The sequence below is a fragment of the Synergistales bacterium genome (assembly GCA_021736445.1).
Taxonomy (GTDB): Bacteria; Synergistota; Synergistia; order Synergistales; family Aminiphilaceae; genus JAIPGA01.
This window is the reverse complement of record JAIPGA010000073.1, coordinates 1-13,594: the sequence shown is the minus strand read 5'-3', so window position 1 is coordinate 13,594 and position 13,594 is coordinate 1. Positions and strand designations below refer to the sequence as shown.

Genomic DNA, 13,594 nt, shown 5'->3' with positions numbered 1-13,594 from the left:
CTGCCCTGTTCGCTCGTCGCATTGCCTCCCGTTTCGATCCAGACACTTTCCACCCTGAAGGTGAACGCCACGTTTCCCGGGAAGCCTTGCTATGGCTCACTCGGGAAGGTTTTGCAATCCGGAAGCTGCGGATGGAGGCCGCCTGCTGTATACCTTGCACACCGATCGCCTGGGGAGAGCAAAAACGCCGCCCTGGAGAACCCTCCGGGGCGGCGCTGGAACAACGGTCGCCGTGGTGTGGAAAACGCCTAGTCTGTATGCACCTCTTCGCGGATGGCGATCCCGTCCTTGTTCAGTTCCTCCAGCATCTCGGCGTAGAGGGGACCGGCGATGCCGTCCTCGGGCGCCACGATCCCCTTCTCCTTGATGTCGCCCCGGCCGAGCATCACCGTGGAGATCGCGGCGGGGAAGGCCGTCACCCGGGACATGGCGGAGATCCCGACCTCGTTGTCGGCCTCCTCCCACATGTAGTACTCCACCCGGGCCGGTCTGCCGTCCTTTGTGCCCCTGGCGGTGTTCCACATGACGCAGGCGTCCCGCTCGTCTTCGCAGGGCTGCATGCGCGGGGTCACCGCCGCTTCCGTCACATCTCTGGGGGCGACCTTCACATCGCCCACCCGCAGGGGTTCCGTCTCGAGCAGGCCGCACTCCTTGAGGCAGCGTATCCCCTCGTAGTGGCCGGGCCACCGGACGGTCTTCTCGTGGCACTCCTTCAGCTCCGCACGGGTGTACATGAAGCTGGGCATACCGGGGGTGATGGCACACTCCAGCTCGTGGTCCAGGCCCAGCCGGTCGAACCGGAAGCGTTCGTACTCCGTCAACGCGGGGACCTCGATCCGTTTGCCGTCCTTCAGCACCTCGGTCATCAGCATGTACTCCCGCAGCACATGGCCGAAGGCCCAGGTGATCATGTAGCTCAGGGGGTGACTGGAGGCGCATTCGGCGTTGGGGATCCCGCCGCAGCGCGCCACAGCCGCTTCGGCGCCGTCAAGCTTCCGCAGCCCCTCGCCGAGGGTCACGTTGGTCAGGCCGGGGGCGAAGCCCATCCCGTCAAGAATGGTGACACCCTTCTCCATGGCCTGTTCGTGGAGGGACTCCCCGAACTCGGCCACCGACATGCCCGCAGGGATCTCCAGCCCCTCCATCTCGTAGGGGTCGGGCCGGCGATGGTACTCCTCCAGGATATCCACCAGGTTGGTCCCCGTCTCGATGGCCATCTGGATCACCCGGTAGCTCACCCTCCTGTTGGGCAGCGTGTTGAGCGCCACATCGTACTCGCGGAGCAATCCCTCCGTAGCGCTTCTGTCCAGCAGGTCCTGGGCGTGGGTGCGGATCTTGTCGCCGCCGATCCACTCCGCCACCTCCTTGAGACGCATCTCGTCCCTGTCGGCGATCCCCACAGTGCTCACCGCCGGGTTCTTCGCCAGATGCCACGCCGCGTTCCTTCCCTGTTTCCCCGCACCACCTACGCAGAGTACCTTCATGTGCACATCCTCCTTATCGCTGATGCCTCCACCGCCCGCCAGTGAGCGATGTTACCGCCCGGCAACGCGCCACAGCGCCCCGGGAGATCGTTCCATCCATAACGAGGTCCCGGGTATCGTATGCAGAATACAGGGTATCGACAAACATGTCAAACAAATCTAACATTTCTGATTCGGTACGCATCATAGTTTCGGCCACGGGTTTCTCCGCTTCCGCCTTCCCCGGGGCAGCCGGCCACCACGCCGCGTCCCTTGCCCGGTCGCCGCCTCTGGACTATAGTGAAGGCCGCGGGCGGTCATGTCCGTCCGGACACGATGGACATCATGAAGGGAGGGACGGAGATGGCACAGGTGATCGCGGAGCTGGTGGTGGTTCCGCTGGGAACGGCGACCCCCAGCGTCAGCCGTTATGTGGCCGAGGTGGAAGCGGTGCTGGAGGCATCGCCGCTGAAGGTGCGGCTCACGCCCATGGGAACCATCCTGGAGGGCAGACTGGAGGATGTGCTGGAGGCGGTGCGCCAGGTCCACGAGCTCCCCTTCTCCAGGGGAGCCCTGCGGGTGGCCACGACGCTGCGCATCGACGAGCGGCGCGACAGAGAGCTGACCATGGAGGGCAAGATGCAGGCGGTGGAAACGAAGATGGAGCGGTAGGGGAACCGGCCCCGGGGGTTTCGGGGTGCCGGCGGGAGAGAGGATGCGCGGTACGCGCAGGCGTAAACGACGGGCGGGGGTGTCCCCCGCCCGTCGCGTTTCACCTTTTCTGCTGCAATGATGAGCTGTTCTAGACCGCCGAGTCCTCCGGCTTCTTGCGTGCGACCACGTCGGTGCCGTCGGACTTCCTCCAGTAGACGCCCCACTTCATGTAGGAGATGATGATCGAGACGAAGGGGTTCAGGTAGTTCAGGAAGGCGTAGGGGACGTAGGCCAGCGTGGGCACGCCCAGCACCGCCGCCTGGTAGGCGCCGCAGGTGTTCCAGGGCACCAGCACCGAGGTGAGCGTCCCGGCGTCCTCCAGGGCGCGGGAGAGCATCCGCGGTGCGAGGCCCTTCTCCTCGAAGGTCTCCTTGAACATCCGGCCCGGGATGACCAGCGACAGATACTGGTCGCCCAGGAAGAGGTTGGAGACGAAGCAGGAGACGACCACCGAGGTGACCATCCCGCCTACAGTCTTGACGCTCTTGGTCATGGCGCCGACGATGACCTCCAGGAAGCCGCAGGCCTCCATGGAGCCGCCAAAGAAGAGCGCCGCGAAGACCAGGCTGATGGTCCACATCATGGAGTCCATCCCGCCGCCGGAGATCAGACTGCTGATCAGACCTCCCACATCCTTGGCCATCTCGGGCGTCATGGAGAGGCTGTACTCGCTGAGCAGCGTCTTGAGCGCCTCCGTTCCGCCGGCATCGGCGAACTGGCTGGCCACGGTGGTGGAGGTGCCGTAGTGGATGGCGCCGATCACGTCGCCGAGGCCGCTGCCGTAGATAAAGGAGAGCACCGCCGCCGCGAGGACGCCGCTGAAGAGCCCGGGGATGGCGGGGAACTTCTTGACGGCCAGACCGATAACGAGCAGGGGCGGAATGAAGTTCCAGAAGTTGATGTGCGTCTCGGCCACCATCATGTCCTGGATGGCCTTGATCCGCTCGGCGTTGAGGTCGCCGGCGGCGAACTGCATCCCGAAGACGATGGCGATGATCGCCACGATGATGTAGGTCGGGCCGGTGGACCAGACCATGGCCCGGATGTGGTCGAAGAGTTCCGCTCCGGCCACGGCGGGAGCCAGGTTGGTGGTGTCCGACAGCGGGGACATCTTGTCGCCGAAGTATGCCCCGGAGATGACGATGCCCGCCGTCAGCGGCGCGGGGATACCCAGACCGTTGGCCACACCCATCAGTGCCACGCCCACCGTCGCCGTGGTCGTCCAGGACGAACCGGTGGAGATGGCGACAATGGAGGTGATGAGCAGTGTGGCCAGGAGGAAGATCCCCGGCGAGAGGATATCGAGACCGTAGTAGATCAGCGTGGGCACGACACCGGACTGCAGCCAGATGCCGACCACCATGCCGATGATCATGAGGATCGTGATGGCCTGCAACGCCACCGAGATCGCGTTCAGGGCGCCTTCTTCAATCTCTTTCCAGGGTTTGCCGAGGACAAACCGGCCGGCAATGCCACAGACGAAGGCGGAGAGAACAATGGGAATATGGGCGTCCACACCGAGCCCGAGGACACCGTAGCTGATGATGACAGCCGCTAGCGCAAAGACACCGAGCGATAAGCCGAGACTTGGAGCCTTGCTCTCCTGCGCAACCATGAAATGACCTCCCTTTCTCGCTTTGTACAGCCTTTCAAACCGAACCATCCGGAGTACGCGTGATTCCTACCCTGTCTCACCTCGGCACAAGCCGACAGGCCTTCCGACGACGCCCTATCACCTCCTTTGCCGGGATATCTACCGTTAGTTTGCGGCTCCGTCACCTCAAGGATAAACGAAAACCGCAGTGCTGCCAATATGCAACGATGTGGCAAACCGTTACTGCGGTATCTCCGTTACCTCCACATCGGGCCTGTAGTGGCGGACGATCTCCACAATGCGCTCCCTCTGGGAGGGGTCGAAGAGCACCTTCCATCCCGTGGGGCCTCCCTCGAAATAGCCCATCATCTCGTTGCGCCGCTCGGCGAAGGCGAGGTGTGTCAACTGCTCCCAGGGGAAGACCGTCCGCCTGGGACCGAACCAGGAGCTGGTCTCCCGCACCACGCCTTCCGTGGAGAGATAGATCCGCTTCCGGTACGAGGAGATGTAGAGGATAATCAGACCGACGACAGCCTCGTAGACAAGCTGGATCATAATGCCCCGGACGATGAAAAAGACCCCGCCCAGCCGGGCCGCCCACCGCATCGATTCCGGAAAGGGCGTGGTGCTGCGGGACTCAAGGAGTACCTCCATACCGACCCTCCTCTAGTGTACACAAGTAGACCGTTTATGCAAATATTCTTCCACGATCAACAATGCCGGAAGAGCTCATTCATCCGTCAAGACTGGCGGCGGTCACCTCGGCCTGCGGCGCGTAACGGTCCACGAGAGACCGCACGGCGTCGGCGTCATCCCGGCGGAAGAGAAAGCGCCACCGCCGTTCGGGGGCCACAAAGCCGACCATGGTCCGCTTCCCGTAGGTGCTGACCGCCACCGTCTGCAGCTCCTCCCAGGGGATCACGGAGCGCCTGGTCCGGAGCCAGGTGACGGTCTCCTTCACCACACCGGTGCTGTCCAGGAGATTGCGGCGGTCGCATCCCGCCAGGAAGGTCAGCCCCGCTGCGACGGCCATCTCGTGGAAGACAAAGCCCATCAGGGCGTTGGCGAGCAGGACAATCCCGGCGATCCCGAGGAGGATCCGGAGCCACCGGGGAAAGGGAAAGAGCGACTCCGCTTCCAGGAGGACGTCCTCCCGCTGCGTGCCGTCGGTGTCCGACGGCCGAGCCGGATGCCGCTCAGGCATAGCGGCCCTCCGCCCTGCAGCCCTTGCGTTTGTGGTGTCCCCAGCATTCCATGAGGATCTTGCGGAGCGCGAAGAGGGCCACCTGGGATCCCTCCAGCGAGGGGGCCGCCTCCACCACATCAAAGCCGACCACCGGCAGTTTGAAGACCCCGTAGAGCAGATCGAGGAGCTCCCTGGGGTCGAGCCCGCCGAACTGGGGGGTGCCCGTGCCGGGGGCGAAGGCCGGATCCAGGGCGTCGATATCCACCGTCACGTAGATGGACCGGAACCGCCCCATGGCCCGGTGGAGCCGGGCCAGCGTATCCTCCACGCCGCAGCGACGCAGCTCGGCGGCCCCCACCACCTGGACGGGGTGCTCCTGCAGGAAGGCCGTCTCCTGTTCGCCCGCCGTGCGGATGCCAACAAAAAACAGGGCCTCCGTGCCCTGTATGTGCTCCAGTTCCAGTGTTCGTCTGTGGGTGCTGCCGTGGGAATATCGGTCGCCGCCCATCTCGTCGTAGAGGTCGAAGTGCGCGTCGATATGGACGACGCCGAAGGGATGGTCCAGCGCCCGGTCCAGGCCGCGCAGGATGGGGATGGTGACGGAGTGGTCCCCGCCGATAAAGGAGCAGAGCGTTTTGCTGCGGATCGATCGGTCGACGATCTCGGCCACCTCGGCATACATGGTCTCCCGGCTGTCTGTGGCGACATCGCCCAGGTCCCGCAGCGTCATCCCCTTCAGGGGTTCGAAATACTCCGTGGCGGGATCGGCCGTCCGGGTGATCGCCCTGACCGCCCCAGGGGCCTCGGCGGCCCCCTTCCGCCAGCTCACCGCTCCGTCGTAGGGGATCCCCGCAACCACGATATCCGCTTTTTCGATGTCCGCATCCGGCGTGTTCAATCCACCCCAGAGCTCGGGATCCGCCGCGGGATCCATGCTTCGTTCCACAGTGCCACCTCCGGTTTCCCTCTGTCGCTGTCCGGCCGCATCCGCCGTCAGTTGACGGGAATGCCTCCCAGACGCCCCACTCGATCCCTGTGGATCTCCACATTGTAGCGCTTCCGCAGTGTGCCGATCTCCTGTTCCAGCAGCTCCACGGCGAGATCCTCCCGGACCTGGTCCATGATTTGCTCGAAGGGAGGCAGCCCTCCCTCCCGCTTCTCCAGCACCTTGATCAGATTGTAGCCCTCCAGGGTCTCCACCGGGCCGCCGATCTCGCCGGGCCCGGTGCGCTCCACCAGATCGGCGATGGGGGCGGGCAGCTGCGCCATGGGGATCCACCCCAGGTCGCCGCCTCTCTGGCCGATGGCCTGATCCCTGCTGTACCGCTCGGCGGCGCGGGGAAAGGACACCCCCTCCTTGATCTCCGTTTTGACCTCCGCCGCCTTGTTCCTGTCGAAAAAGAGGATATGGAGCATGTGGACGGCCGCCTCGCGGCGGTACCGCCCCTCATGCTCCCTGTAGTAGCGCTCCAGCCGGGGGATGGAGAGATCCATCATCTCGGTGCGGCGCTCGATGTAGGCCCGCGCCAGGGTATCGATCCGGTCCCACTTGAGACGGCGCTGCACATCCTCGCGGAAGGCCACGCCTTCCATCTCGGCGGCCCTGGCCAGTACCATGGCGTCCACCACCTTCTCGAGAAAGGCCGCCCGCTCGGCCCTGGGCATGCCGGCCAGCACCACGCCGCTGATCACTCCCTGCCCCTCGGTCCTCCGGGAGAGCACATAGAGGAACTCCCTGGCCGTGAGCGTATCGGAATCGACTGTGGCGAGATCCACGGCCTCCGCCTGCGGCACGGCCGCCAGACCGAGAACGGCCACCAACACCACCAACGCGATGCACAACCCTCTGTTCACGCTGTTCCCCCCGATGTATGCTCTTTTGTTTCACAAAAGCTGAACCGGCCGGCCGCTTTTGTTTATAGTCATCCCCACTATCCTAGCAAAGACTCCCTCTTCTGTCATCCCGACCGGCCGCTTCAGGATTCGCTCTGCTCCGAATCCGCGCCGGTGGCGCTTTCCTCCTCCAGCTGGGGGGTGTAGTCCGGCGGGGAGACCTGGAAGTCCAGCTCCTCCCCCTCGCCGGAGACAGCCACGGCGGCGCCGGGCGGCAGCGATCCGTCGAGACGCATGTCCGCCAGCCGGTCCTCGATCATCCGCTGGATGGTCCGCCGCAGCGGCCGGGCGCCGTAGCGGGGATCGAAGCCGCGCTCCAGGATGTTCTCCTTGGCCGCCTGCTCCACCTTTATGGTGATCATCTGGTCGTAGAGCCGGGTGCGCACCTCGCCGAGCATGATGTCCACGATCTGCAGCAGCTCCTTCTTGCCCAGGGGCTTGAAGACCACGATCTCGTCGATCCGGTTGAGGAACTCCGGCCGGAAGGTGCGCCGCACCTCCTCCATGAGGCGCTGCTGCACCCGGTCCCAGTCTCCCTGGCCGCTGTCGTCGGCTGCGGCGGCGGGGGAGAAGCCGAGCCCCCTCCGCTTGACCATGTCCTGGGCGCCCACGTTGCTGGTCATGATGATCACGGTGTTCTTGAAGTCCACCGTGTGCCCCTGTCCGTCGGTGAGACAGCCGTCCTCCAGGATCTGCAGCAGCGTGTTGAAGACATCGGGATGGGCCTTCTCGATCTCGTCGAAGAGCACCACCGAGTAGGGGCGGCGCCGGATCGCCTCGGTGAGCTTGCCGCCCTCCTCGTAGCCCACGTAGCCCGGCGGCGCGCCGATCAGCTTGGCCACCTCGTGGCGTTCCACGAACTCCGTCATGTCCAGCCGCACCATGGCCTCCTGGCTGCCGAAGAGGAACTCCGCCAGGTCGCGGCCCAGCTCGGTCTTGCCCACGCCGGTGGGCCCCAGAAAGAGGAAGCTCCCCACCGGGCGCCGGGGGTCCTTCATGCCGCTCCGGGCGCGGCGGATGGAACGGGCCACGGCGTTCACGGCGTCCACCTGATTGATCATCCGCTTGTGGATCTCCTCTTCCATGCGGACCAGCCGCTGGGCCTCCTCCTCGGTAAGCTGCACCACCGGGATGCCCGTCCACTCGGAGATGATGTAGGCGATGTCCTCGGCCTCCACCAGCGGTTCGGCCTGGTTGCGCTGCACCTGCCAGTTCTTCCGCTGTTCTTCCAGCTCCTCCGAGAGGGTGCGCTCCCGGTCCCGCAGACGTGCCGCCGTCTCGAACTCCTGGGCCGCCACGGCGGCCTCCTTCTCCTTGCGGACGTCCTCCAGGCGGTGCTCCAGCTCCTTGATGTGCTCCGGGGTCTCCATGGTCTTGAGCCGCGACCGTGCCGCCGCCTCGTCGATGCAGTCGATGGCCTTGTCCGGCAGGTAGCGGTCGGAGATGTACCGGGCCGAGAGCCTGGCCGCCGCCTCGATGGCCTCGTCGGTGATCTTCACCCGGTGGTGGGCCTCGTAGCGGTCGCGCAGCCCCCGGAGGATGGAGATCACCGCGTCGATGTCCGGTTCCTCCACATTCACCGGCTGGAAGCGCCGCTCCAGCGCCGAATCCTTCTCGATGTGCTTGCGGTACTCGTCGAGGGTGGTGGCCCCGATCACCTGGAACTCGCCCCGGGCCAGGCTGGGCTTGAGGATGTTCGCCGCGTCCACGGCGCCCTCAGCCCCGCCGGCGCCCACGATGGTGTGGACCTCGTCGATGAAGAGGATCACCTCGCGGCTCTCCCGGAGCTCCTTGACGAGCTTGCGCATCCGCTCCTCGAACTCGCCGCGGTACTTGGTGCCGGCGATGAGGTTCCCCACGTTCAGCAGCACCACCCGCTTGTCCTTGAGGATCTCCGGCACGTCGCCGGCGGCGATCTTCTGGGCGAGCCCCTCCACGATGGCCGTCTTGCCCACGCCGGGGTCGCCGATGAGCACAGGGTTGTTCTTGGTCCGCCTGGACAGGATCCGGATCACCCGCTGGATCTCGGTGGCGCGGCCGATCACGGGATCCAGCTCGCCCTTGGCGGCCAGGTCGCTCAGGTCGATGCCCATCTGCTCCAGGGTGGGGAGCTTGGAGGCCTCGGATTTCTTGGCGTTGCCGCCGGCGTCCCGGCCGATCTCGCCGCCGCCTTCGTTGCGGGAGAGGCGGTCCACGATCTCCTGGTAGACCTTCTGCAGATCCAGCCCCTCGGCGGTGAGCACCTGGGCGGCGATCCCCTCGCCCTCCACGATCAGACCGAGCAGGACGTGCTCGGTGCCCACGTAGTTGATGCCCATGTTGCGGGCCTCCCGCATGGCCAGGTCGAGCACGCGCTTGCCCCTGGGGCTCAGGGGAAGGTCCACGGGCTTGGTCTTCGGTTCGCCGTCACCCACGGCCTCCCGGATGTGATCCCGGACGCTGTCGGTCTCCACGCCGAGATCGTGGAGGACCTGCGCCGCCAGACCTTCGCCCTCCACCATCAGACCCAGCAGCAGATGCTCCGTGCCGATCACGTCGTGACCCATGCGGAGCGCCTCCCGGTGGGCCAGCTGGACAACCTTCTTGCCTCGTTCCGTAAAAAACTGCCACATCTCTATCTATCCTTTCAGTGTATTCATCTATAGATTCAGCAACGTCCCAGCAGCTCGCGCACGATCCGTGCCCGGGCGTGCTTCTCCTCTTCGTCGCTCCGCTGCAGATGCTGGACATGGCCGGGCTGCACCCAGAGCAGCAGCTCCTTCCAGCGCATGGTGTCGAGCCTGGGGAACCCGCCGGTCGCGCCGCCCAGCCGCAGGGCGGAGAGCCGGTGCAGGGCCTCCTTCAATCCCAGAGCGTGGGCATACTGCAGTACACCCCAGGAGCGCCAGATCCGTTCGGCAAGCTGCTCTTCCTTCCGTTCCGCGATCACCCGCCGGGCCTCCCGCTCGGCCTCCACGATCTTCTCCGCCAGGGCCGAGACCTTGCCGGTCAGCTCCTCCTCGGCTGGGCCCAGGGTCACCTGGTTGGAGAGCTGGTAGAGGTCGCCCTGGGCGGCGGTCCCCTCGCCGAAGCTGCCCCGCACGGCCAGCCCCACCTTCTGGCATTCGTGGATCAGGTGCTGGATCTGTCTGGTCATGGTCAGCGCGGGGAGGTGGAGCATCACCGAGGCCCGCAGCCCCGTCCCGACGTTGGTGGGACAGGACGAGAGGTACCCGAAGGTGCGGTCGTAGGCGAAGGGCGTCCCGCCCAGGCCCCGTTCGACGGAGCGCGCCAGCGACCAGGCGGCGTCCAGCTGGGCGCCCCCCAGCACCACCTGGATACGGAGATGGTCCTCCTCATTGAGCATCAGCGCCGTGGCCCCGCGGCTCCCCACCGCCAGGTGGCGTCCCGGCTCGTCGCCCAGGAACTCCCGGCTCACCAGCCGGCGTTCGTAGAGCATCAGTCGGGTGGTCATGGGCACCGACGCCAGCGGCAGGGAGACACCCCGGGCCATGGCGGGCAGACCTTCCGCACCCTCCAGGATCCCGGCGGCCACCTGCTCCAGCTGCCCGGCGGTGGCCCTCCCCGGGAAGGGGACGCCCTCCACATTCCGGGCCAGCCGGATGCGGCAGGAGAGCACCACGTCGCTCCGCCGGCCCCAGGGGCCGATCCATTCCGGCTCGCCGCGGATCAGTTCCTCCGGTGCCATCACGACTGCTCCTCCATCTTCCGCTCCAGGGCGCGGATCTCGTCCCGCAACCGGGCGGCCTGCTCGTATTCCTCCCGGTCGACAGCCTCCTGCAGCTCCTCCCTGAGTACCCCGTGGCGCTGCTCGAGGCTCTCCATCCACCCCGACGCACAGGGGGCGAGCCCCCGGTGGAAGTCCGCGCCGTGGATCTTCCGCAGCAGAGGCTGCAGGATCTCCCGGAAGCCATCGTAACAGGCCGGACAGCCCAGCTTGCCGGTTTTTTTGAACTCCTCCAGCGTATGGCCGCATTCGGCGCAGACCGGCGGTTCGCCCTCCTCCCCGCCGGAAAGGAGCTTCGGCCCCGACTGGTCCTGAAGGAGGTCCTTCCAGAGGGTGTTCAGGAGTCCGCCGAGATCCAGCTCCAGGGCCTTGGCGCCCAGCCCGGCGGGAAGGCCCGCCTCCCTGGCGCAGGCGAGACAGAGGTGGTGTTCCTCCACCTTGCCGTTGACGATCTGCTTGATGTGGACCTCCGCCTCATGCTGTCCGCAGCGTTCGCATTTCACTGGCGGTCCCCCTCACGACAATACCAGACTCCGGATGATACGTTTCAGCAGCTCGGCGAGCATCTTGTCCCGCTTGTAGGGGGAGACGTCGAAGAGGGTGTCGCTGAGATCGATGATATACCGCAGGGACACCTCGCTCATCAGACGCTCCCGGGAGGTCAGAAGCCCCCGCTTCTCCAGGATCGCCAGGAGACGCCTGGCCTCCTGCTCGTCCATGGCGTCGCCGATCAGACTCTCCAGATCCTTGATCCGGTCCTCGGGCTCCTTGTACCGCACCTTCACGATCTTGATGTACCCGTGCCCGCCCCGCTGGCTCTCCACGATGAAGCCCCGTTCCGGCGTGAAGCGGCTGCTCAGCACGTAGTTGATCTGACTGGGCACGCAGCCGAACTTCTCGGCCAGCTCCTTGCGCCGCAGCGAAAGCGAATAGCTCTCGTTGCTGTCCAGCATCTGCCGTATGTATTCTTCGATGGTCTGGGTCAGACTCGCCATGAAGATCCCCCTTTTTTCGTTCCTGAACAGGGGGAGTATACCTAATTGGTCAATATACGTCAAGAAAAAGAGGGGGCAGAGCCCCCTCGCGTCGCGTCGCCTGTCTCCGGGTATGCCGTCAGGAAGAGCGGCCCGACCGGGGCTCCTCACCCCGGGCCAGACGCTGCAGATTCCCCCGGTGGCGCACCGCCGTGAGCAGCGCCAGCAGGACACCGGCGGTGATGTACGCCCCGGAGGCCCCGAAGAGAAAGAGGATCACCGGGATCGCCGCCAGGGAGACGATTGAGGCCAGCGAGACATAGCGGGTCGTCTTGAGCAGCACGAACCAGAGCGCCCCGGCCAGCGGCGCCGTGAGCCAGAGCAGCATGGAGCCCTTGCCGGGCAGGAGGGTGAGGGCTACGACCACACCGTAGGTGGTGGAGACCCCCTTGCCGCCCCGGAAGCCCAGCCAGACAGGGAAGTTGTGCCCGCAGACCCCCGCCACGCCGGTACAGGCCAGGATCCAGGGGGCGTGGACCCCCATCGCCCAGGCCAGCAGCACCGCCACGCCGCCCTTGGCCATGTCGGCCAGGGCCACGGCCACCGCCCAGGGGGTACCCAGCAGGCGGCCCACATTGGTGGCGCCGATGTTGCCGGAGCCGTGGTTCCGTATGTCCTCCCGGGCCACCAGGCAGGCCGTCACCAGCCCCATGGGCACCGAGCCGAAGAGGTAGCCCACGGCGACCCAGCACCACTGCAGGCTACTCATCTCGAAGCCGGATATAGGCGTCAACGGCCACCGCCCCCTCTCCTTCGGGCAGGACAAAGACGGGGTTCACGTCCAGCTCCTCCAGACGCTCCTCGTTGCAGGCCATCCTGGAGACCGCCGCCACCAGGCCGGCGAAGGCCCGGATGTCCCGTTTCTTCTGCCCCCGGGCCCCGGAGAAGAGGGGATAGCCCTTGAGATCCCCCAGCATCTCCAGCACGCCCTCCTCGTCCACGGGCACCCTGCGCAGCGACACGTCGCGGAAGATCTCCACGTAGATCCCCCCCAGCCCCACAGCCACCATGGGTCCGAAGAGGGGGTCCCGCTTGACGCCCACCATGCACTCCAGCCCGGGCCGGACCATCTGCTGCACCAGCACGCCCTGGATGCGGGTGTTCTCCCCGTAGGCCGCAGCCCGTTCGAGCAGACGACCGTAGGCGTTGCGGAGCTCCTCGTCGTTTTTCAGGTTCAGCGCCACGATCCCGGCTTCCGTCTTGTGCACGATGTCCGGGGACATCACCTTCAGCGCCACCGGATACCCCACATCGGCCGCCGCCTCCAGCGCCTCCTGCAGCGACAGACAGAGCGATTCGCCGGTGGTGGGCACCCCGTAGCGCCGGAGCACGCGCTTGGCGTCGTACTCGGTGAGCCCGCCGGCGGCATCGGCCAGCAGCTGCCGCTGGCCGGTTGCGCACATCTCCCCCAGGTCGGGGATACGGGGATCCCAGCCGGCCAGCAGCCCCATGGCGCGGGCGCAGGCCCTGAGACTGCCGAAGACCGGGACGCCGGCGCCCCGGAGGGAACGGATGAAATCCCCGCCGTTGCCCTCGTCGATCAGCCAGCAGCAGCCTACGGGCTTCTCTGTTTCGGCATAGGCCTCCTCCAGCCCTCTGGTCATGGACCAGCCGGCGTCGCCGATGATCATGGAGTGTACCGAGATGATCATGTCCACATCAGGGCCGGCCTCCACAGCCTTGAAACAGCCCGGATAGCCCTGCGGGGCGTTGATCACCTGGGCGGTCATGTCCACGGGATTCCGGGAGGAGCCGAAGGAGGGGATGTACCGCTCTACCTCCCGGCGGGTCGCATCACCCAGCGGGGGCACCTCCAGGCCCACCTCGGCGCAGCGGTCGGCGGTGACGATGCCGCCCCCGCCGGAGGTGGTGAGGATGGCCACGCGGTTGCCCCGGGCCCTCCGGCCCGAACCGAAGAGCAGCCCCGTGCCCACGATGTCCTCCACGTCCTCCAGGGGCAGCACGCCGAACTGGCGGAAGAGG

At 66.1% G+C, this 13,594-nt stretch carries 13 protein-coding genes; 1 reads left to right on the top strand and 12 read right to left on the bottom strand.

The window, feature by feature from the left end:
• Positions 1-248: 248 nt before the first annotated feature.
• Positions 249-1,484, bottom strand: coding sequence for a saccharopine dehydrogenase NADP-binding domain-containing protein (locus tag K9L28_09795; protein ID MCF7936618.1), 1,236 nt, complete (start codon positions 1,482-1,484; stop codon positions 249-251).
• 342 nt (positions 1,485-1,826) lie between these two features.
• On the opposite strand from K9L28_09795, the gene K9L28_09790 reads away from it, so the two are divergent.
• Positions 1,827-2,135, top strand: coding sequence for an MTH1187 family thiamine-binding protein (locus tag K9L28_09790; protein MCF7936617.1), 309 nt, complete (start codon positions 1,827-1,829; stop codon positions 2,133-2,135).
• Positions 2,136-2,265: 130 nt separating this feature from the next.
• On the opposite strand, the gene nhaC is transcribed toward K9L28_09790, so the two are convergent.
• The 11 genes from nhaC to K9L28_09735 form a co-directional block, all read right to left on the bottom strand.
• Complete coding sequence (gene nhaC / locus K9L28_09785) at positions 2,266-3,792, bottom strand: Na+/H+ antiporter NhaC (protein ID MCF7936616.1); 1,527 nt, start codon at positions 3,790-3,792, stop codon at positions 2,266-2,268.
• Positions 3,793-4,011: 219 nt separating this feature from the next.
• A complete protein-coding gene (locus K9L28_09780; GenBank protein ID MCF7936615.1) occupies positions 4,012-4,425 on the bottom strand; it encodes a hypothetical protein in 414 nt (137 codons plus the stop codon).
• 79 nt (positions 4,426-4,504) lie between these two features.
• Positions 4,505-4,975, bottom strand: coding sequence for a hypothetical protein (locus K9L28_09775; protein ID MCF7936614.1), 471 nt, complete (start codon positions 4,973-4,975; stop codon positions 4,505-4,507).
• Positions 4,968-5,903 carry an agmatinase gene (gene speB, locus K9L28_09770; protein ID MCF7936613.1) on the bottom strand — a complete coding sequence of 312 codons (936 nt, stop codon included), beginning with the start codon at positions 5,901-5,903 and terminating at the stop codon, positions 4,968-4,970. The genes K9L28_09775 and speB overlap by 8 nt, the downstream gene beginning before the upstream one ends.
• Before the next feature lie 47 nt (positions 5,904-5,950).
• Positions 5,951-6,811 carry a peptidylprolyl isomerase gene (locus tag K9L28_09765; protein MCF7936612.1) on the bottom strand — a complete coding sequence of 287 codons (861 nt, stop codon included), beginning with the start codon at positions 6,809-6,811 and terminating at the stop codon, positions 5,951-5,953.
• A gap of 122 nt (positions 6,812-6,933) precedes the next feature.
• A complete protein-coding gene (locus K9L28_09760; protein MCF7936611.1) occupies positions 6,934-9,462 on the bottom strand; it encodes an ATP-dependent Clp protease ATP-binding subunit in 2,529 nt (842 codons plus the stop codon).
• Between the two features lie 35 nt (positions 9,463-9,497).
• On the bottom strand, positions 9,498-10,538 hold the full coding sequence (locus tag K9L28_09755; protein ID MCF7936610.1) for an ATP--guanido phosphotransferase: 1,041 nt from the start codon (positions 10,536-10,538) through the stop codon (positions 9,498-9,500).
• Positions 10,538-11,080, bottom strand: coding sequence for a UvrB/UvrC motif-containing protein (locus tag K9L28_09750; GenBank protein ID MCF7936609.1), 543 nt, complete (start codon positions 11,078-11,080; stop codon positions 10,538-10,540). The genes K9L28_09755 and K9L28_09750 overlap by 1 nt, the downstream gene beginning before the upstream one ends.
• A gap of 12 nt (positions 11,081-11,092) precedes the next feature.
• Positions 11,093-11,572 (bottom strand): CtsR family transcriptional regulator, encoded by a 480-nt coding sequence (locus tag K9L28_09745; GenBank protein ID MCF7936608.1) that lies wholly within the window; start codon positions 11,570-11,572, stop codon positions 11,093-11,095.
• Positions 11,573-11,690: 118 nt separating this feature from the next.
• Positions 11,691-12,320 carry a glycerol-3-phosphate 1-O-acyltransferase PlsY gene (gene plsY / locus K9L28_09740; protein ID MCF7936607.1) on the bottom strand — a complete coding sequence of 210 codons (630 nt, stop codon included), beginning with the start codon at positions 12,318-12,320 and terminating at the stop codon, positions 11,691-11,693.
• A partial coding sequence (locus K9L28_09735; protein MCF7936606.1) for an acetate--CoA ligase family protein occupies positions 12,313-13,594 on the bottom strand: 1,282 nt, incomplete at its 5' end. The genes K9L28_09735 and plsY, both read right to left, overlap by 8 nt.